This window comes from Brevibacillus sedimenti (genome assembly GCF_020923495.1).
Classification (GTDB): Bacteria; Bacillota; Bacilli; order Brevibacillales; family Brevibacillaceae; genus Brevibacillus; species Brevibacillus aydinogluensis.
Genome location: NZ_CP064048.1, coordinates 2,944,619 through 2,964,291 on the forward strand (window position 1 = coordinate 2,944,619; position 19,673 = coordinate 2,964,291).

Consider the following 19,673-nt stretch of genomic DNA (forward strand, 5'->3'; position numbering starts at 1 on the left):
ATTACCATAAAACGAAACGAGAACGCCTCGTTTTACCGGTAATGCAAAATACCGGCTGAGAGTTGAGAGTGAGCAGAGCAGAGTTGAGAAGAGTTGGGCAGAGGAGAGAAGAGCGAGCCGGATGGATTCGTACAGACCAATCCAGGACTCTTCCTGGATTTTTTTCTTTTTCTCCCCCTATCTCTTCACCTGACAAACGTGCGGGTGCATGTAAAGCCTGTGTTTTCAGGCGTGCAGGGCACCACGCGGCGAGAGGTGAGAAAAGAGATGTATTCCCCTACCCTGGCTGAAGTCCAATCTCTTTCGGCCAACCATTCCCTGATACCCGTACGCTTGACCGTGCTGGCAGATGAGGAGACGCCTATCCGAATCTACCAGAAAATTCGCACGCATGATTCGTTTCTCCTGGAAAGCGTGGAAGGCGGAACACGCTGGGCCCGATACTCGTTCATCGGCATGAATCCGTTTCAAACGGTGGAGGCCCGCGGGGAGCAGATTACTGTCCGCCGCCGCGGAGGGGATAGGCTGACGTTTTACGGCAATCCCGTTCACTTTTTACGCGAAGAGACGTCCCGCTACACCAGTCCCAAACTGCAGGGAGCACCCCGATTGTGCGGTGGGGCCGTGGGGTTCTTTGGATACAACACCCTGCACTACTTTGAAAATCTGCCCTACCACCGTCAGGAAAGCCTGGATGTGCCGGACATGCGATTTTGGTTCGTGGATGAATTGATCGCGTTTGACCATCTCAAGCAGGAGATCCAGGTGATCGTGAATCTGCACGTCGACCCGGATGATTCGCCGGAGACGATCGCCCGCAAATACCAACAGGTCTGCAGCCGGCTGGAGCAACTTGCCGCACAGGTGACCGCTCCGGTCGAGACGGACGGCAGTCGAATTTCCGTTGGCACCGGCGCGCAAGGCGAGCTAAAGCCAGAGCCCAACATGAGCCGGGAGCAGTTTGAACAGATGGTGGAGCGTGCCAAGGCGTACATCGCGGCCGGTGACATTTTTCAAGTAGTGATCTCCCAGCGTTTCCGCGTGCGCACGGACGTCGATCCGTTTGCCGTCTATCGGCTGCTGCGCACGCTGAACCCTTCGCCGTACATGTACTACCTGCAATACGAAGGCGAGACGGTCGTCGGTACGTCGCCAGAACTGCTGGTCCGGGTCGAAAACAACCGGGTGGAGATGCGGCCGATCGCCGGCACGCGCAGGCGAGGGCGCACAGCGGAAGATGACGAGGCCCTGGCCGCCGATCTCCTCGCTGATCCCAAGGAGCGGGCGGAGCATTACATGCTGCTTGACCTGGGACGCAACGACGTGGGACGTGTCGCCCGGTACGGCAGCGTTCGCGTCGAGGAAGCACTGGTCATCGAACATTACTCCCACGTCATGCATATGGTCTCCCACGTGACCGGAGAGCTGCGCGAGGGACTGCATCCGTTCGACGCGCTGCTCGCCGCTTTCCCGGCGGGAACGGTGTCCGGCGCGCCCAAGCTGAGAGCGATGGAAATCATTGCCGAACTGGAGCCGGACGCGCGCCATCTGTACGCCGGGGCGATCGGTTATTTCGGCTTTGACGGGACGCTGGAGACCTGCATTACGATCCGCACCCTCCTGTTCCAGAACGGATACGCCTACGTGCAGGCGGGCGCCGGCATCGTCGCCGACTCCGTCCCGGCCAACGAGTATCAGGAAACAGTGAACAAAGCGGCAGCCATGCTCTCCGCGTTGGAGAAGGCGGAGCAGTTGTTTGCCCCAAAGGAGGAACAGCCATGCTGACCACAGCGTTGGAACACATATTGCGCGGACGCGATCTGGACCGTCTGACCGCCCGCCAGGCGATGGGCGAGATCATGGACGGCAAAGCCACCCCCGCCCAGATCGGTGCCTTCCTCGCCGGACTGCGGCTGAAAGGGGAACAGGTGGAGGAGATTATCGGGTTTGTTCAGGCCATGCGGGAGCGGGCGGTCCGGTTCCCGCTGGAAGTGCCGGGATTGATGGACACGTGCGGCACAGGCGGGGACGGTGCCCATACGTTCAACATCTCCACCGCAGCCGCCATCGTGGCGGCGAGTGACGGTGTCTGCATCGCGAAACACGGCAACCGGGCTGTCTCCAGCAAGAGCGGCAGCGCCGACGTGCTGGAGGCGTTGGGCATTCCGATCACACTGACGCCGGAAGCGGCGGCCGACTGCCTACGGGTGACCAATCTGTGCTTCCTGTTTGCGCCGCTCTACCATCAGGCGATGAAGCACGCAGCCGGCCCGCGAAAAGAACTGGCGGTGCGGACGGTGTTTAATCTGTTGGGACCGCTGACCAATCCGGCGGGGGCCAAGCGGCAGCTCCTGGGCGTGTACGACAGACAGCTTCTCCCCACCGTGGCGGCCGTCCTGCGCGAATTGGGAGTGGAACGGGCCCTGGTGGTGGCCGGTGCTGACGGCCTTGACGAATTGACCGTGACGGGTCCGAGCAGCATCGCCGAGCTGCGCGACGGTGAGATCCGCACGTACGAGATCGTGCCCGAACAGTTCGGTTTGAGACGGTATCCGATGGAGGAACTGCGCGGCGGCGACGCGTATGAAAACGCGACGATCATCCGCGAAGTGTTCGCCGGCAAGCGGGGAGCCGCCCGTGACATCGTCCTGCTCAACGCGGGTGCCATCCTGTACCTGGCGGATCGCGCAATCAGCATCGAGGCAGGGGTGATCCGGGCCGCGGAACTGATCGACGACGGCGCGGTCCAGCGTAAACTGGAACAAATCCGGCAGGTGGCGGGAGGGATGATACATGCTTCGTAGGATCGTCGAGGCCAAAAGAGAAGAGGTGGCCAGACTGCACGCTTCCACGACCCTGCAGTCCCTGTTGGACGAGGCGAAACACATGCCCGCACCGCGCGGGTTCCGTTCAGCACTGGCAGACAGCACGCGGCCGGTCAGCGTCATCGCGGAAGTGAAAAAGGCTTCGCCGTCCAAAGGTGTGATTCGGCCTGACTTTGACCCGGTGGGAATCGCTCGGTCCTACGCGTCTGCCGGTGCAGAGTGCATCTCCGTACTGACGGACGACCCCTTTTTTCAAGGGAAGACCGAGTATTTGCGAAACATCCGCACGGCCGTGGACCAACCGCTGCTGCGCAAGGATTTTATTATCGACGAGTGGCAAATCGCCGAGGCCCGGGCGTGCGGCGCCGATTGCGTCCTGCTCATCGCGGCGATTCTGGAAGGGGAGCAGCTTCGTGATCTGTCGCAGGCGGCGGAAGCGCTCGGCATGGACGTGCTGATCGAAGTACATGACCGGCGTGAGCTGGAGATGGTGTTTCGCCATGTGACACCGATGCTGATCGGCATCAACAATCGCGACCTGCGGACGTTCCGGACAGACCTGTCTGTGACCCGTGAGGTGGCGGCGGAGATCCCATCCGGTGTTCTCACTGTCAGCGAAAGCGGCATTTCTTCACCGGCGGACGTGGAGGAAGTGCGGCAGGCGGGCGCGCGGGCGATCTTGGTCGGGGAACACTTCATGCGCCACGAGGATGTGGGCAAAGCCGTAATCCAACTGGTAGGTGAGCGGGAAGGCGCCAGCCCGCAGGTGCGGTCATGACGCGGATCAAGATTTGCGGCGTCAAGCGGGCGGAGACCCTTCGCCTGCTGGCCCGGCTCGATGTTGACTACGTGGGACTGGTATTTGCGGAAAGCAGGCGACGAGTGGACGCGCAGACGGCGGGGGCGCTGCTCGCGGCCGTGCCGGATCATCCGCCGGCGGTCGGGGTGTTTGTCAACCCGACGGAAGCGGAGCTGGAGCACGTGCTGACCCATGCCCCCCTTGCCGTGATTCAACTGCACGGGCAGGAATCCCCCGCCTTTTGCGAGAGCGTGCGGCAGCGGTTTTCCCTGCCGGTCTGGAAAGCGCTGGCAGTCGGGGGCGGCGAGCCGCTGGAGAATGTCGTGGACGCGTACCGGGGAGCAGCCGACGCGTTTTTGTTTGACACCTATGATCCCCGGCAGGCGGGCGGCACGGGCAAACGCTTTTCCTGGGAGCAGATTCCCCTGTTGCGCAAATGGACGGCACCTGCCCCCTGCATCATCGCAGGCGGCATCAACGCGGACAACGTAGCCGAGCTGGTGGGCAGATATAGGCCCGCAATTATCGACGTGTCCAGCGGCGTGGAGAGCGACGGAGAAAAAGACGCGGAGAAAATCAGACAATTCGTGGAGAGGGTGAGGGAACATGACCGTATCACAGAAGGAAACGCGTACCGTGCCTGACAAGCATGGACGCTTTGGACCATTTGGCGGCAAGTTTGTGCCGGAGACGCTGATGAGCGCCCTGGCGGAATTGGAACAGGCATTTGAAGAGGCGCGGCGTGATCCGTCGTTTCGCGCTGAGCTGGGGCAGTTGTTGCGCGAATACGCCGGACGGCCGACTCCTCTGACCTACGCTGACAAACTGACGGAAGCGCTGGGAGGGGCGCGTATCTATCTGAAGCGGGAAGATCTCAACCACACCGGTGCCCACAAGCTGAACAACGCACTGGGACAAGGTCTGCTGGCCAAGCGGATGGGCAAGACGTCCATTATCGCCGAGACCGGGGCAGGGCAGCACGGTGTGGCCAGCGCCACGGTCGCCGCCAAACTGGGGCTGTCCTGCAAGGTGTTCATGGGCGAAGAGGACATCAAACGGCAGGCGCTGAACGTGTTTCGCATGAAGCTGCTCGGTGCGGAGGTCATTCCCGCCGTGACCGGCACCCGCACCCTGAAAGACGCGACGAACGAAGCGATTCGCTACTGGGTCTCCCACGTGGATGAGACGTTTTACGTGATCGGCTCGGTCGTAGGCCCCCATCCGTATCCCTACATGGTGAGGGAGTTTCAGAAAATCATCGGCGAAGAGACGCGCAGCCAGATTCTCGAACAGATGGGACGCCTGCCTGATGAAGTGATTGCCTGCGTGGGCGGAGGAAGCAATGCGATCGGCATGTTTTACCCGTTCTTGCAGGACGAACATGTTGCCCTGCGGGGCGTGGAGGCAGCCGGACATGGCTTGGACAGCGACAAGCATGCGGCGACGCTTACGCTCGGACGGCCCGGCGTGATTCACGGCGCGATGACGTATCTTTTGCAGGATCAGTACGGGCAGGTGCAGGAGGCGCACTCCATCTCGGCCGGGCTGGATTACCCGGGCGTGGGACCCGAGCACGCCTACCTGAAGGAAACCGGACGGGTGCAGTACACCTCCGTCACGGACCGGGAGGCGCTGGAGGCGGTTCAACTGCTTTGCCGGACGGAGGGGATCATCCCGGCTCTGGAGAGCGCCCACGCCGTTGCCGAGGCGATCAAACGGGCGCCGCAGATGGGAGCGGATCAAGTCCTGGTCATCTGTCTGTCAGGCCGCGGAGACAAAGACGTGGCGACGATCCAGGCAGCGCTTGACGACGAACCGAGAGGGGGAGACGCACAATGACAGCGCCCGTGAATCGAATCGACCGGCTGTTTGCCGACAGCAGCCGCAAGCGTTTCATCCCGTTCATCACGGTTGGCGACCCAAACCTTGACGCGACGTTTCAGATTGCGCACGCCCTGGTGGAAGCGGGAGCCGACATGCTGGAGCTGGGGGTTCCCTATTCGGACCCGCTGGCGGATGGCCCGACCATTCAGCGCGCTTCCCAACGGGCACTGGCAAACGGGGTGACGATCGACGACGCCCTGGAACTGGTCGCCAACCTGCGCGCATCCGGGATGCAGGTGCCGATCGTGCTTTTCTCTTACTACAACCCGGTCCTGCAGTACGGCGTGGAGCGCTTCTTTGCCGTACTGGCGGAAAAAGGCGCGGACGGCATCGTCATTCCTGACCTGCCGGTGGAGGAAAACGGGCCGGCAGTGGCTGCTGCCCAAGCGCACGGGCTGCATGTCATCTCGCTGGTAGCCCCCACATCGGAATCCCGCATCCGGACAATTGGCGCGCAGGCGAGCGGATTTCTGTACTGCGTGTCGTCGCTCGGCGTGACTGGCGCCCGCGACAGCCTGCGTGAGGATCTTGCCCAGTTTTTGCAGCGGGTCAAGACGAGCACCTCCGTGCCCACGGCTGTCGGGTTCGGCATCTCCACACCCGAGCAGGTTCGGGCGGTGGCACAGCACACGGATGGGGTAATCGTCGGCAGTGCGATCGTGCAGGAGATGGAACGGCATCTGGAGCTGCTGTCCGATCCCAAACAGTTAAAACAGGGTGTCAAAAAAATAAAAACGTTTGTACAACGGCTGGCCGGTGCGCTACAATAAGGGGAAAATGCGACTTGACTGGAGTGAGACCAGATGCTGCCGAAACAGCGCATTCTCGGCGCCCCGGTGTATCAGCCCGGGAAGCCGATCGACGATGTGAAACGAGAATTCGGACTGACGGAAGTAATCAAGCTGGCGTCCAATGAAAATCCGTTTGGCTGCTCACCGAAGGCGAAAGAAGCGATTGCCGCCCAACTGGATACGCTGGCCATCTATCCGGACGGCGCCAGTCTCATGCTTCGTTGGGAGTTGGCAGAGTTTATCGGCGTCAAGCCTGCGCAGTTGATTTTCGGAAACGGTTCGGACGAAGTGGTGCAGATGATCGCCCGCGCCTATCTGGAGCAAGGCACCAACACGGTGATGGCGACGCCCACCTTTTCGCAGTACCGCTCCAATGCCATCATCGAGGGCGCGGAACTGATCGAGGTGCCGCTGAAAAACGGCGTGCACGATCTGGAAGCGATGGCGGCGGCGATCAACGATCAGACGCGCGTCGTCTGGGTGTGCAACCCCAACAATCCTTCCGGAACGATCGTCACGCGTGACGAGCTGGAGGCGTTTTTGCAAAAAGTGCCGAAGGACGTCCTGGTGGTGCTGGACGAGGCCTATTACGAGTACGTGGTGGACCCGGCCTATCCGCAAACCGTGCCGATGCTGGAGCACTACCCCAATCTGATCATCCTGCGCACGTTCTCCAAAATTTATGGTCTGGCGGCGCTTCGGATCGGATACGGCATCGCGTCGGAAGAGATTGTCGGCCACCTCGACCATGTGCGTGAACCCTTCAACACCAATACCCTGGCTCAGGCAGCCGCCCGCGCCGCGCTGCAGGACCAGGCGTTCGTGGAGGAATGCCGCAAGCGCAACCGGGAGGGCATGAAGCAGTTGACCGACCGCTTTGACGAGTGGGGACTGTCGTATTTTCCGTCCCAGACCAACTTTGTCCTGGTCGATTTGCAGCAGGACTCCGACGCTGTCTTCCGCAAGCTGCTGGAGCAGGGAATCATCGTGCGCTCCGGCCGGGCGCTTGGTTTCCCCGGATATCAGCGGATCACGGTCGGCTCGGCGGAACAAAACGAGAAGGTTTTGCAGGCGCTTGGCAGCATCGTGGCTGGCGCATTGAAATAACGACGAGGATGCCGGCGTTCGTCCGGCATCTTTGTCTACACGTACACAGAGAGGATAGACAGCGGAGATGAATACGACAACCATCACTGTAATCGGCGTCGGGTTGATCGGCGGTTCGATCGCACTTGCCCTGCGTGGGGATGAGCACAACCGTATCATCGGCTTCGACGTCCGGCAGGATTTTCTGGACAAGGCGTTGGCACTCGGCGTCATTCACGCGGGCACGACCGACCTGCAGGAGGCCGTGCGGGAAGCGGACGTGATTTTTCTCGCCGTGCCGGTGGAACAGATATATGCCACACTGGACCGACTACGCAATCTGGACCTGAAGCCCGGCGTCATCGTCACGGACGTGGGCAGCACCAAATCGGGCGTCGTCCGCTTTGCCGAGGCACATATCCCGTCCGATGTGACGTTCATCGGCGGTCACCCGATGGCCGGCTCGCACAAGTCGGGCGTGGAAGCGGCTTCGGATCGTCTGTTTGAAAATGCGTACTACGTGCTGACGCCCGCGCCGGGGACACCGGAGGAGCAGGTGGAGCGGCTCGAAAAGCTGCTGGCGCTGACCCGTGCCAAAGTGGTGCGGATGGACCCGGACGAACACGATCAGGTAGTGGGAGCAGTCAGCCATTTTCCGCATATCCTGGCTTCCGCCCTGGTCAATCTGGTGGCCGGGTATGACAACGAAAACCCTTGGCACCACAGGCTGGCCGCCGGAGGATTTCGCGACATCACCCGCATTGCGTCCAGCAACCCGCGCATGTGGCGGGATGTGCTCCTGAACAACCGCGAGCACTTGCTGAAAATCGCCGACGACTGGGCCAGGGCGCTGGACGGAGTCATGGCATTGGTCCGCGAGGGAGACGCCGACCGCATCGAGCAGTTTTTCAAGTCGGCACGCGAATTCCGCGACGGACTGCCGGAGCGGAAAAAGGGAGCGCTGCCGCCGCTGTACGACTTGTACATCGACATTCCCGACCATCCGGGGAGATCGGACGGATCACCACCCTGCTTGGTGCCAAGCAGATCAACATCACCAACATCCAAATCAGGGAAACCCGGGAAGATATGTTGGGCGTGCTGCGGATCACCTTCCGCTCCCTGGCGGAACTGGAAAAGGGTGAAGAACTCCTGCGCTTTTTCGATTACAATGTATACAGGCGCGAGTAGCGTGGGCGTACCTTCGTGCTTTGGGGCGTAGACGCTTTGACGCGCGACTGTCAACAACTTTTTGCACCGATAGACGTAATAGACGTAACAGAGAAAAAGGGGAGTGGAACTGTGCTTCGCGTACAACCAGTAAAACGGATAGAAGGGACAGTCCGGGTGCCCGGGGACAAGTCAATCTCGCACCGTGCCGTCATGTTTGGCGCACTGGCGGAAGGAACCACCACGATCGAAGGCTTTCTGCCGGGGGCTGACTGCCTGAGCACCATCGACTGCTTCCGCAGGATGGGCGTGAAGATCGAACAGGCCGGAGATCGTGTTACTGTTTACGGCAAAGGCTGGTACGGACTGGAGGAACCGTCGCAGCACCTGGACGTGGGCAACTCCGGCACGACCATACGGCTCATGGCGGGGATTTTGGCAACGCAGCCGTTTCTCGCCGTCATGGAGGGGGACGAGTCGATTGCCAAGCGGCCGATGCGGCGCGTCATCGGACCGCTGCGTCAGATGGGCGCCAAAATTGACGGCCGCAAAGACGGCGAATACACTCCGCTGTCCATCCGCGGCGGCGGCCTGCAAGGCATCTCGTACCAGTCGCCGGTTGCCAGTGCCCAGGTAAAATCGGCGATTCTTCTGGCCGGTCTGCAGGCCAAAGGCGTCACCAGTGTGACAGAGCCGCAGCTCTCCCGCGACCATACGGAACGCATGCTGCAGGCGTTTGGCGTGAAGGTGGTCCGCGACGGTCTGACCGTATCCGTCGAAGGTGGACAAACCTTGACGGGCAGGGCGATCCGCGTGCCAGGCGACATCTCGTCAGCGGCGTTTTTGATCGCGGCCGTGATGATGGTGCCCGGCAGTTCCCTCTTGATCGAAAACGTGGGCGTCAACCCCAGCCGCACGGGGATTATCGATGTGGTCCGCGCCATGGGCGGCCGTATCGAGCTGCAAAACGAACGGATCGTCAACGAAGAGCCGGTAGCCGACCTGCTCGTCACCCATTCCGAGCTGCGCGGCATCGAGATCGGCGGTGAAATCATTCCGCGCCTGATCGATGAAATCCCCGTCATCGCTGTGATGGCCACGCGGGCCAACGGTCGTACGGTGATTCGCGACGCCGAAGAACTGCGTGTAAAAGAGACGGACCGGATCGCGACCGTAGCCAGCCAACTGTCCAAGTTTGGGGCGAGCGTAACGCCCACACCGGACGGTTTGATCGTGGAGGGGGCGACGCCGCTGACCGGAGCAGCGATCGACAGCATGGGCGACCACCGCATCGGCATGGCGATGGCGATCGCCGGTCTGGCGGCGGAGGGCGAAACGGTGATCGCAAATGACGCGGCGATCAACGTCTCTTTCCCCGGCTTTGCCGACCTGTTGGCGCGCATCAGCATACGGTAAGCAAACTAGAGCGTCCAGAACCAAGCGAGAGAAACCCGCCGAGCGCGGGTTTTTTCATCGCGATCGCGCTGTTTGCTGCTTCGTGCCAGTGACCAATATAAAACGAAACTTGAAAAAAAAGATTTGACAAGAGCTTACCTTACGCTATAATAAAGGTACAGTATGGTTTCTCTCCACTCCTATCCAATATATTGTTGCACGAATAGTGCTACCGCCGTTTTGAATGCGCTTACATTAACGGCGGTCTTTTTTTGTTCTTTTTTCACTTTCTGCGCATAAGATCGTACTGAAACAAGCCGCCGGATGGCGGGGGGAGGGACGAGCTGTGGGGCAGGAAGAGGTTGTGATACGTGGAGGAAACGTCGTGACGTCATACGGAATCATCGAAGCAGACGTCTGGATTTCCCGTGGGATTATCCGCCGGATCGCCAAAGACAGCTTGCCAAAAGCTGTGATGGGAAAGGCACGTCCTCACGAGATCGACGCATCCGGGATGTACCTGCTGCCAGGCTTTGTCGCCATGCCGGAACGGCCGCACGGGCGGACCAGGCGGCTGCCCGAGTACCTTGATGCAATCCGTCTGCTCATCCGGCAGGGATATACCTGTCTGGTGGACACGCTCCAGCCGGAAGCGTGGATGGATCATTCGCAGGTGCGCTACCAGACGGCGATGCACTTTAACAATCTGATCGATTACACGTTGCTGGTGGAACTGCCGGCTTCGTGGCTGAACGGCAAGACGGTCCGCAGGTGGTGCGGCGAAGGATACCGGTTGCTGCGGGTCGTCGTGCACCGACCCGAAGAACTTTTTCGCATAGATTGGGAAACGATTTCACCCCTTCTTACGTCATACAAGGTGATGCTGCAGTTGCGGGTGCCGAAGGAAGCGAAATTACATCATGAGGAGCGTCTCCGTCTGCATCGGCAGTGGCTTTCCCTGTGCCGCCATTGGAAAATCCGCACGTGGGTGGAGGGAGATCCCGCGCTTGACGTGAAGGACTGCGACCCGTACTACCACGTCTTCCGTCTTCGCGGCGAGCAATGTGAACGGGCGCTGCGTCAGCTCGTCGGCCACTGGTTCCGTTCGCTGCCGGTCGTAGCTGCGCTGGACGAGGTGCAGGTCGACTTGCGACACAAAGATTATGACCCCGAATCGCTCTTGTGCCTGCTTGTTCGCGTCGCTTCGACAAACGCTGCCAAGGCCGCTGGTCTGTATCCGCGTAAGGGCCGCATCATGCCTGGTGCTGATGCTGACATTCTTTTCCTGAAAAAAGAACACTGGTTGACAAATTTTGCTCTTTCCACTATTCTCAACCTGAGTGAATTTTTTCTGCCAACATCTGTCATGTCAAATGGAAAGTGGTTGTACCGAAACCAGTGTTATGCTTCGACAATAGGAATGGGACGATGCCTCCTCGATATCAAGCCGTATAATTATGTCATATAGCCCCAACATCTGGGGTTTTTTCGCAGTGGATGCCAGCCTCGGGTGAGGCAAAAGAATTGCCCGGGCAGCGCAACTTTTTACATCCCCAGCAGTCTAATGTAACAAAGGCCGCTGAGGGATCGGAATTGCAATAGGAGGTATTCCTGCACATGACCGATTCCCAGCTTATCCGTGAAATTAAAGAAGGCAACCTGGAATGCTATGCCGAACTGATCCGGCGATACGAAAAAAAGATTCTTGCATTTGTCACTCACTTGCTTCGCCAGGCTCATCTGGAGCACATGGCGGAGGATATCTGTCAGGATACGTTTTACAAGGCATATAAAAGCATTCACTCGTTCCGCGATGTAGAAGCGACCTTTTCTACGTGGCTCTACACCATAGCCCGCAATACCGTGCTGAGCGAGCTGCGCAAAAGCCGGAATTCGGACGTATACCTTGAGGATAATCCGCAAGTTCCGCTTGCGTCGTACGATCGCCTGCCGGAGCAGGTCCTGCTGCGAAACGAACGGGAGCACCTGGTCAGACAGGCAATCAACAACCTGCCGGAAAAGCAGCGTTCAGCCTTGATCCTGAGGGAATACGAGCAGATGGATTACAACGAGATCGCCACCATTCTAGACTTGACGGTGAGTTCGGTAAAATCCCTGTTGTTTCGGGCGCGGCAGAGCATTAGAGCACAGTTGGAAGCCTACATCCTGGACCCTCATTTGGATGAAGCTGAAGGGATGAATCGATGATGAGATGTGAAGAAGTACAGGAATTGATGCCTGATTACGCCGACGGCCTGCTGTCCGAATTGACGCGCCGGCGGATTGACAATCACTTGACGAACTGCCGTGCCTGCAGTGCCGATTTCGCGTTGTGGAAAGACAGCGGCGATTGGATGAAAGTGGACAGGGAACGGTACCATGCTGTCACGCCTTCCAAATCGATTGTCGATGCCGTAATGGCCCGAATTCTTTCGGAAGAGAAGTGGGCGATTCCGATTGGGAAAAAAGTGTTTACCGTGACGGCCCGGATGCGACGCGTTGGCGCGTGTGCCGCCATTATCCTGCTGATGCTCTGCTCGTTTACGTTGTACGTCAATACGAGCAGTACCGAGCAGGCCAACTCCTTGATGATTGACGGAGAAGTGGTAGCGATGGGGAAAAAGGCGCAAGTCATCACATCCTCCATCCAGACGGAGGACGGCACCTACGTCGTGGAACCGCAGCCGCTGGTATCTGACGAAAAGCCGCTGGTCAGGGAGACGGCCTCGATCGTACCGTTCAACAGTGTGCATTCGCCGACTGACCCAACCCAACCCAACTACGGGATCGTGCTGAGCGTGTTTGGCATCTTGGTCACCGTCCTCTCCATGAGTTGGTTGACACGGGCATAATGGTATATGATTTAATAGAAGGAACATACGGAAAAAGACCGTCTTCGGACGGTCTTTTGCGGCTCTTTTACATGACGAGAGCAACCATACATACGAGGTGAGGACGATGACAGACAAATGGCTGTACGTCATAGACGAAGCAATCAAACGGATTGAAAACGACGAGGTGGAACTGGGGCTCAAAGCGCTGCAAAAGGTACAGGAGCACGGCAAGGATTTGCCGGAGGTCATGATGTACCTGGCGGAAGTGTGGTACCGCCTTGGCCATCTCGAACAGGCTTCCAGTCTGCTCTCCAACATACTGCAGGAACATCCCGGGTTACAGGCGGCGCAGCGGCAAGAATGCCAGATGATGATGGCGGAAATTGCGCTGGATTCGAGTGATTTTGAGACCGCGCAGCACCTGTTGTACGAATTGAAGGAATCGGGGATGGAACACATCCGGCTGGATCTGCTGCTGGCAGATCTGTACGCCATGCAGGACCTCGACGAAGTAGCGGTCAAGTACCTGGAACAGGCCCGTCAGAAGGAGCCGGACGATCCCGACATCCTCGCCGCACTGGGCGACATGTATTTCCGCGTGGGACGCGATGCGGAGGCAATGAAACTGCTGGAGCAGGCCGGAGCGGAGAGCTTGCCGCTGCTTTTGGCCAAGGGACGCTCACTCGCCCAAAGCGGACAGTTTGAACAGGCGTATCAGGTGTATCACCAGGCGCTGGCCCTGGAGCGCTCGGAGGAAGTGCTGTACGGCTGCGCGCTGATGGCGTTTCACCTCGGCAGGCTGGAGGAAGCGGCGGAGCTGGTGTCCAGCCTGCAGGCGATCGATGAGGAATACGTCGCCGCCTATCCGCTTGCGGCTGACATCTACCTCTCGCTCGGCCGAACGGAAAAGGCGATCGATGCGCTCAAGCAATACGTGGCACTGTCCGGGTTTGACCTGGACCACATTCGCCGCCTGATCGCCCTGTTGACGCAAGCGGGCCGCTACGAAGAAGCCAAGGAATACCAAAAGCTGCACGACGAATGGAATGTAGACGACGAATAACAAACGGCTCTGGCAGGAAGCTGCACTGGCGGCTTCCTGTTTATTTTGCCGTAATTTGGCAAGAATGGTGGGTAAGAAAAACCCTTGCAAAGTAGGGATGCTCAGATGAACTTGGCTGAGATCTTGGTGTACACCGACATCCGGCAGCTCCATCAAATCGCCGATTACTACGGCTGTGAATGCAACCCTCACTCCAAGAATGAACTGATCACGTCACTTCTTGCCAATTTACGATACCGGGAGACCATCACCCGGGAAGTGGAGCGGCTTTCGCTGGAAGAAGCCCATTTTTTCCTCCTGCTCTTTCTCGACAAGCGCACGTTGATGTCGCTCGAAGACCTGATGGCCAAGGCCGGCTTGGCACTGGATGCACACAAGGAACGTAAGGCTGAAAACGCGCGCAAATTTATCGCCGACGCAATGCGGCGCGGCTGGATCTTCCCGGCAAAAAGCAGGGCGGGCGGCCAGTACCAGATTCCCCTGGACATGCGGGAACCGTACCTGCAGGCGTGGCTGGACAAATGGCGGGTTACTGTTACAGCAGCGGAACCGACGGCCTATCGCGACGAAGGAACCGCACTCTGTGACGATATCATGCAATTTTTACAATTCCTGCAGCAGGAGCCTGTTCCGCTGACTGCGGACGGTGCCATGTACAAGCGGTACCAGCAGCAGTTGTTTCAGTTTCTGCACATCAAGGAAGAGCCGCTCACGCCGCAGAAATGGCGTTTTGGCTACGGACTTCACTTCGACCTGTACCCGGACCGGTTCTCGCTGCTTTACGACTACTGCTACTACCAGAAATGGATCGAAGAGATGCCGGGGCAGGTAATGCTTACGGAAGCGGGAGAAGAACGGTTGAAACAGCCGTATGACGATCAACTGCACCACGATCTGATCCGCTTCTGGATGCGGCTGTACAAGCGGGCGGTCCCCAATCTGCCGATGCTTGTCCAACTGATTCCCCTGCTGGGAGCGGGAGGCTGGGTCAGCCAAGACGCACTTTCGGACCGGCTGCTACCCTGGATCAGGCCGTTTTACTACGATGACCCAGTCAACATTCTGACCAACCGCGTCCTGAAAATGATGGTCCATCTGGGGCTGCTCCGGGTCGGACAGGATGAAAGCGGTCAGTGGCTGTACGCCGGGACGTATGCCAGCCAGACATGGCTTCGCAAATACAATGGCTTTGCCGAATCGACTATTTTATTGAAGTGAGGGATGTATCATGGAGTGGCCAAATTTTTATTCCAATTCCAATGTGTACGGGACGAATAACCAATTGGTGTCGGGGCTGTTGTCGGAAATGGTGATTGACGAGCAAGTGCGTCTGTATCGTAAGCGCACCCTGTACAAGGAGATCGACGAAGCGCTGGCGATGAAAAACAAGGAGCGGTTTATGCGTCTGACCGACGAACTGCGCCAGATCATGGCCTACGAACAATCGTAACGTTGGGCAGCTGATGGTGGATTGCCTGTCTCCTCCTGTTCATGGTACGCTTAATTTCAGATAGTAATGGAAAGAGGAGACGCCTGATGCAGTGGAATGTTCAAGAACTGGAAAATTGGGAGGAGCTGCGGACCTATGTGGACACCGCGCTGCTCCCTCTTTATTTGTACCGACCGGAGAAGCCGGTGAAGGAGCACGTGCAGCGGATGAGTTATCTGGTGCAGGTGGCCGCTTCAATCGAACAGCGTTTGAAGGGACGGGTGCTGATGTTCCCGCTCTGTTACCAGATCGGTGACGAGCCGCTTGCCCAACGGCTGCCGGCCGGGTTTGCCCACTACGTCCTGCTGCAGTTCAGCGGGGATCGGCTGGATGCACACGAGGGTGAAGGCAGTCGCTTGAGGCTGACAGTGGGAGATGAAGACCTGGAATCGGCACTCCGCTTTGAGGTAACGATCGATGTCCTCAGCCGGGAAATTATTCGTCACTGGCAGCACGGCGGCCGTCAATAAGCGGAAATATTTCAGGAAATACTATATCAATCAGGGGAGAGTTGCCATATTTGACAAAATGGCAACAATCTCTCAATCAGACGAGGTTGGGGCCGGGCCCGTCCCCCGGATATTCTTGACATCTCTATAGGCGTTTAGCTATGATTGGGATTGACCTAGTGTATATGTATGGAAATCGCCAAAGTTGCGCTATTCTACAGAGTAAGGAGGGAAAAAGACATGGGCGACAAACGGGAAATTTCCAGACGTACGTTCCTCAACTACGCACTCATGGGAACAGGCGGATTCCTCGCTGCAGGAATAATCACACCAATGCTTCGTTTTGCAGTCGACCCCTTGCTGCAAAGCAGTGCGGGTACAGATAAAGTGGCTGTCGGCAGCGTGGACGAGTTCGGTCCAGAGCCGAAGCGTGTGGATTTCAAGGTACATACCAAGGACGGGTGGTATGAGTCCGAGTCGACGTTGGCTGCGTGGGTGACCAAGAATGAGAAGGGCGAGATTCTCGCACTGTCCCCGATCTGTAAGCACTTGGGCTGTACAGTGGACTGGAACACTGACCCGAATCATCCCAACCAGTATTTCTGTCCGTGCCACCTGGGTCGTTATGACAAGGAAGGTGCGCACATTTTGGGAACTCCGCCGACAGCATCCCTCGATGTATACGAGACGGAAGTGAAGGACGGCAAGCTCTATTTGGGCAAACTGAAACCAAATCCTCGTCCGGGGGTGAGTGGCTAAGATGTTGCAAAAAATGTATGACTGGGTTGATGAGCGCCTGAACATCACCCCGATGTGGCGCGATTTGGCCGACCACGAAGTCCCAGAGCACGTAAACCCGGCACACCATTTTTCCGCGTTTGTGTATTGCTTTGGTGGCCTTACGTTCTTTATTACAGTCATTCAAATCCTGTCTGGTATGTTCCTGACCATGTACTATGTACCGGACATTATCAATGCGTATGAATCGGTCAAATACCTGCAGAACGAAGTGGCATTCGGGGTAATCGTGCGCGGCATGCACCACTGGGGGGCCAGCCTGGTCATTGTCATGATGTTTCTGCACACGCTGCGTGTGTTCTTTACCGGTGCGTACAAAAAACCGCGTGAATTGAACTGGGTAGTGGGCGTGTTGATTTTCTTCGTCATGCTCGGCCTCGGTTTCACCGGTTACCTGCTGCCTTGGGACAACACAGCGTACTTCGCGACCAAGGTAGGTCTGGAGATCGCGAACTCCGTGCCGTTAATCGGTCCGTACGTCAAAACCCTGCTGACCGGCGGCGAAATCGTAGGGGCACAAACCCTGTCCCGCTTCTTCGCGATTCACGTGTTCTTCCTGCCGGGTGCCCTCTTGGGTCTGTTGGGAGCACACTTTATCATGATTCGCGCGCAAGGTATCTCGGGTCCACTATGATGAGTCTTCGATTATAAGGAGGAAATAGCATGGCGAAACACGAAAAAGATGCTACCTTCGTCGGAGACTCCCGGATACCGGCGAAGCGCATTCCAAACATTGCCCCGTCGTACTCCGACTTTCCGGGAAAAACGGAGCCGTTCTGGCCGAACTTCCTGCTGAAAGAGTGGATGGTGGCAGCCGTCTGTCTGGTCGGGTTTCTGGTGTTGACTGTCTCTCACCCGTCGCCGCTGACCGACAAGGCCAACCCGAACGACACGTCGTTCATTCCGCTGCCGGACTGGTACTTCCTGTTTCTGTATCAAATGCTCAAGTATCCGTGGGCGGCAGGTGACTGGGTAGTCCTGGGTACGGTCATCATTCCGGGTATTGCCTTTGGTGCGCTGCTGTTGGCTCCGTGGCTGGATACCAGCAAGGAACGCCGTCCGTCCCGCCGTCCGGTGGCAACCGGTCTGATGATGACGGCGCTGGTGTCGATTTTCTACCTGACGTGGGCAGCAGACCATGAGCACACCCTGAACCACGGGTCCAATCACGGCGGCAGCGGCAGCGGAGGCGGCTCCAACGCAGCTGCTCCGGCTCCGGCTGATCCGAGCTTCAAGGCCGATGCACTGTGGACTGCTCAAACGGGCTGCATGGGCTGCCATGGCAAGAACATGGAAGGCGGCATGGGGCCCAATCTGCAGAAGGTCGGAAGCAAGTATGACGCAAACCAGATTGCCGAGATCATCAAGAACGGGATACCGCCGGCAATGCCGGGCGGCCTGATTCAGGATGAAGAAGCAATCCAGAAATTGGCTGAGTACATGGCTACGTTGAAATAAGCCCATGCAAGAAAAGCTGACTGACGTTCGGTCAGCTTTTTCTTTAACGGCCTACATAGTGGGAGACGATGTTCATGAACTGGTTATGGATGTGGTTCCGGCAGTCTTTGGGGAAAAGGTGGTTTCTCTGGACCCTGTTCGTCGTCAACTTGCTGGGAACCATTTACGGCTTTGTCTGGTACAGCGATCAACTGGCAGCTACCCCGGGGTATTTGCGCCCGTTTGTACCGGACAGTCCCACGGGGAGCGGACTATTTACCATCGTGCTGTTTACCTACCTGATGGGACGGCACATACCGGTGCTGGAATCTCTGGCCGGCATCACCAATTTTAAATACGGCGTCTGGGCAGTAGGCATCATCGTGGCCGGATGGCTGTTGGGTGACGAGGTGAGCGGGACAGATATCATGTTGTTGATCTCCCACGCAGGCATGGCCGTCGAATCGGTGCTGTATGCCCGCTTTTTCAAGCTGAGCTGGCTGCCGGTGGGAATCGCTGCACTGTGGACGTTGAATAACGATTTCCTCGATTACGTCATGGACATCCATCCGTGGCTGCCTGCCGTGCTGGATCAGTACGAGGGATTCGTCGGCCTTTGCACGGTTCTGCTCAGCCTGATTTCCATCGCAGTGATCTGGTTTACCTTCACGCGGTTCAACAGAATCAAGGTCTAATCTTGTCCTCCTTTCCATAGTCTTTACTAGGGGAAGGAGGGTTTTTGCATTGAGAAAAAACATCCGGTTTCTGCTGTTCTTCCTGATCATCGGGCTGTTCCTGTCCTGGCCCATCCATACATTGCTCAACAAGCTTGACCGTCCGGCCGAAGAACAACAGTTGGCCGCGTTGGATCACATAGCGCAAGAGTTGTTAACCCATACGAAAAGAGGGGAGCTGGAGGCGGCACAGGAGAAGATCCGGCAGCTGGCGGAGCGCTTTCCCCAGCAACGCCTGCCCGTCTCCCTGCGGATAGACAGTTTGAACGCTGTGACGCAATCAATTTTGGCGGCGAAAAACAGCTTTGCCAAGTCCAGCACGAGCGATCAACTGCTGTGGCACGCGACCCGCGTGCGGATCGCCATCGACGCGCTTACCCATGATCATCAGCCAATGTGGCGAAGCTACTACGTATCCTATGCGACCCAGATGCAAAATCTGATGGAGTCGGCAGTGGAGCGGAATTATGACCAGTTTCGCCAACAATTCGACGAAAACACCCGCTTGTATCTGGCGATCAAACCGGCGATGAGCATCCATTTAAGGGAAGAGCAGATCAGGCAGATCGACGCTGCGTACGATCTCATCTCCAAAGAGCTGCGCCGCGACCGGATCGAGTGGCAGATGGTTCGGAACGCCCTGCGCGATTTGAACGTCACGATGCAGGCAGCGTTCATTGGAAAGGATCAGAGCACCATCGCCCAGTTGATGCGGCCGGCCTCGCCGTTTCCGATGTTTGTGGCGATTGTTGCAGCCGTGGTGCTGACACTGGCATATGTGGCCTGGAAAAAATACCGGGGGCAGATGAACCCTACCTGATGGTGTGAAAAGAGCATCTACCATGTGCGTAGATGCTCTTTGCTATTTTGGATATCGGGTACGTACGGCAGTCGTTGATGACGGATGTGGCTGCATTGG

Annotated in this window: 20 protein-coding genes and 1 pseudogene; all 21 read left to right on the top strand. The window is 57.9% G+C overall.

Going from position 1 to position 19,673, the window contains the following annotated elements; all coding sequences use genetic code 11:
• The first annotated feature begins 267 nt into the window (after nt 1-267).
• The 21 genes and pseudogenes from trpE to IRT44_RS14610 all read left to right on the top strand — a co-directional run bounded on the left by trpE (nt 268) and on the right by IRT44_RS14610 (nt 19,574).
• On the top strand, nt 268-1,785 hold the full coding sequence (gene trpE, locus IRT44_RS14510; protein WP_171564975.1) for an anthranilate synthase component I: 1,518 nt from the start codon (nt 268-270) through the stop codon (nt 1,783-1,785).
• Entirely contained in the window at nt 1,779-2,804 is a 1,026-nt protein-coding gene (trpD, locus tag IRT44_RS14515; protein ID WP_171564974.1) for an anthranilate phosphoribosyltransferase, read from the top strand. The genes trpE and trpD overlap by 7 nt, the downstream gene beginning before the upstream one ends.
• The gene (gene trpC, locus IRT44_RS14520; protein ID WP_230076883.1) at nt 2,794-3,603 is read left to right on the top strand and encodes an indole-3-glycerol phosphate synthase TrpC; all 810 of its coding nucleotides are present in this window, start codon (nt 2,794-2,796) and stop codon (nt 3,601-3,603) included. The genes trpD and trpC overlap by 11 nt, the downstream gene beginning before the upstream one ends.
• Nucleotides 3,600-4,268, top strand: coding sequence for a phosphoribosylanthranilate isomerase (locus tag IRT44_RS14525; protein ID WP_171564972.1), 669 nt, complete (start codon nt 3,600-3,602; stop codon nt 4,266-4,268). Before trpC ends, IRT44_RS14525 begins: the two co-directional genes overlap by 4 nt.
• Complete coding sequence (gene trpB / locus IRT44_RS14530; protein WP_230076884.1) at nt 4,231-5,463, top strand: tryptophan synthase subunit beta; 1,233 nt, start codon at nt 4,231-4,233, stop codon at nt 5,461-5,463. Before IRT44_RS14525 ends, trpB begins: the two co-directional genes overlap by 38 nt.
• Nucleotides 5,460-6,278 (top strand): tryptophan synthase subunit alpha, encoded by an 819-nt coding sequence (gene trpA / locus IRT44_RS14535; protein ID WP_171564970.1) that lies wholly within the window; start codon nt 5,460-5,462, stop codon nt 6,276-6,278. The genes trpB and trpA overlap by 4 nt, the downstream gene beginning before the upstream one ends.
• Before the next feature lie 33 nt (nt 6,279-6,311).
• A complete protein-coding gene (hisC, locus tag IRT44_RS14540) occupies nt 6,312-7,406 on the top strand; it encodes a histidinol-phosphate transaminase (protein WP_212132013.1) in 1,095 nt (364 codons plus the stop codon).
• A 67-nt stretch (nt 7,407-7,473) separates the two neighbouring features.
• Nucleotides 7,474-8,576, top strand: a pseudogene (locus tag IRT44_RS14545) (prephenate dehydrogenase).
• A 111-nt stretch (nt 8,577-8,687) separates the two neighbouring features.
• Nucleotides 8,688-9,971, top strand: a complete 1,284-nt coding sequence (gene aroA / locus IRT44_RS14550; RefSeq protein ID WP_230076885.1) for a 3-phosphoshikimate 1-carboxyvinyltransferase — start codon at nt 8,688-8,690, stop codon at nt 9,969-9,971.
• 364 nt (nt 9,972-10,335) lie between these two features.
• Nucleotides 10,336-11,418: an amidohydrolase family protein gene (locus IRT44_RS14555; protein ID WP_230076886.1), complete on the top strand. Its 1,083-nt coding sequence runs from the start codon at nt 10,336-10,338 to the stop codon at nt 11,416-11,418.
• A gap of 149 nt (nt 11,419-11,567) precedes the next feature.
• Nucleotides 11,568-12,158 (top strand): RNA polymerase sigma factor, encoded by a 591-nt coding sequence (locus IRT44_RS14560; RefSeq protein WP_171564965.1) that lies wholly within the window; start codon nt 11,568-11,570, stop codon nt 12,156-12,158.
• Nucleotides 12,155-12,802 (top strand): zf-HC2 domain-containing protein, encoded by a 648-nt coding sequence (locus tag IRT44_RS14565; RefSeq protein WP_230076887.1) that lies wholly within the window; start codon nt 12,155-12,157, stop codon nt 12,800-12,802. Before IRT44_RS14560 ends, IRT44_RS14565 begins: the two co-directional genes overlap by 4 nt.
• 106 nt (nt 12,803-12,908) lie before the next feature.
• Nucleotides 12,909-13,847 carry a tetratricopeptide repeat protein gene (locus IRT44_RS14570; RefSeq protein ID WP_230076888.1) on the top strand — a complete coding sequence of 313 codons (939 nt, stop codon included), beginning with the start codon at nt 12,909-12,911 and terminating at the stop codon, nt 13,845-13,847.
• A gap of 105 nt (nt 13,848-13,952) precedes the next feature.
• A complete protein-coding gene (locus IRT44_RS14575; protein ID WP_171564962.1) occupies nt 13,953-15,065 on the top strand; it encodes a hypothetical protein in 1,113 nt (370 codons plus the stop codon).
• A gap of 10 nt (nt 15,066-15,075) precedes the next feature.
• Nucleotides 15,076-15,297 carry an IDEAL domain-containing protein gene (locus IRT44_RS14580; RefSeq protein ID WP_171564961.1) on the top strand — a complete coding sequence of 74 codons (222 nt, stop codon included), beginning with the start codon at nt 15,076-15,078 and terminating at the stop codon, nt 15,295-15,297.
• Nucleotides 15,298-15,383: 86 nt separating this feature from the next.
• Complete coding sequence (locus IRT44_RS14585) at nt 15,384-15,806, top strand: DUF2487 family protein (RefSeq protein WP_171564960.1); 423 nt, start codon at nt 15,384-15,386, stop codon at nt 15,804-15,806.
• Between the two features lie 219 nt (nt 15,807-16,025).
• Nucleotides 16,026-16,544 carry a Rieske (2Fe-2S) protein gene (locus IRT44_RS14590; protein WP_212132008.1) on the top strand — a complete coding sequence of 173 codons (519 nt, stop codon included), beginning with the start codon at nt 16,026-16,028 and terminating at the stop codon, nt 16,542-16,544.
• Between the two features lies 1 nt (nt 16,545).
• Nucleotides 16,546-17,217 (top strand): menaquinol-cytochrome c reductase cytochrome b subunit, encoded by a 672-nt coding sequence (qcrB, locus tag IRT44_RS14595; protein ID WP_171564958.1) that lies wholly within the window; start codon nt 16,546-16,548, stop codon nt 17,215-17,217.
• Between the two features lie 29 nt (nt 17,218-17,246).
• Nucleotides 17,247-18,041, top strand: a complete 795-nt coding sequence (locus tag IRT44_RS14600; RefSeq protein ID WP_171564957.1) for a menaquinol-cytochrome c reductase cytochrome b/c subunit — start codon at nt 17,247-17,249, stop codon at nt 18,039-18,041.
• A gap of 74 nt (nt 18,042-18,115) precedes the next feature.
• Nucleotides 18,116-18,715 carry a DUF1405 domain-containing protein gene (locus tag IRT44_RS14605; RefSeq protein ID WP_212132006.1) on the top strand — a complete coding sequence of 200 codons (600 nt, stop codon included), beginning with the start codon at nt 18,116-18,118 and terminating at the stop codon, nt 18,713-18,715.
• A 49-nt stretch (nt 18,716-18,764) separates the two neighbouring features.
• The gene (locus IRT44_RS14610) at nt 18,765-19,574 is read left to right on the top strand and encodes a sporulation protein YpjB (protein WP_171564955.1); all 810 of its coding nucleotides are present in this window, start codon (nt 18,765-18,767) and stop codon (nt 19,572-19,574) included.
• Nucleotides 19,575-19,673 lie beyond the last annotated feature (99 nt).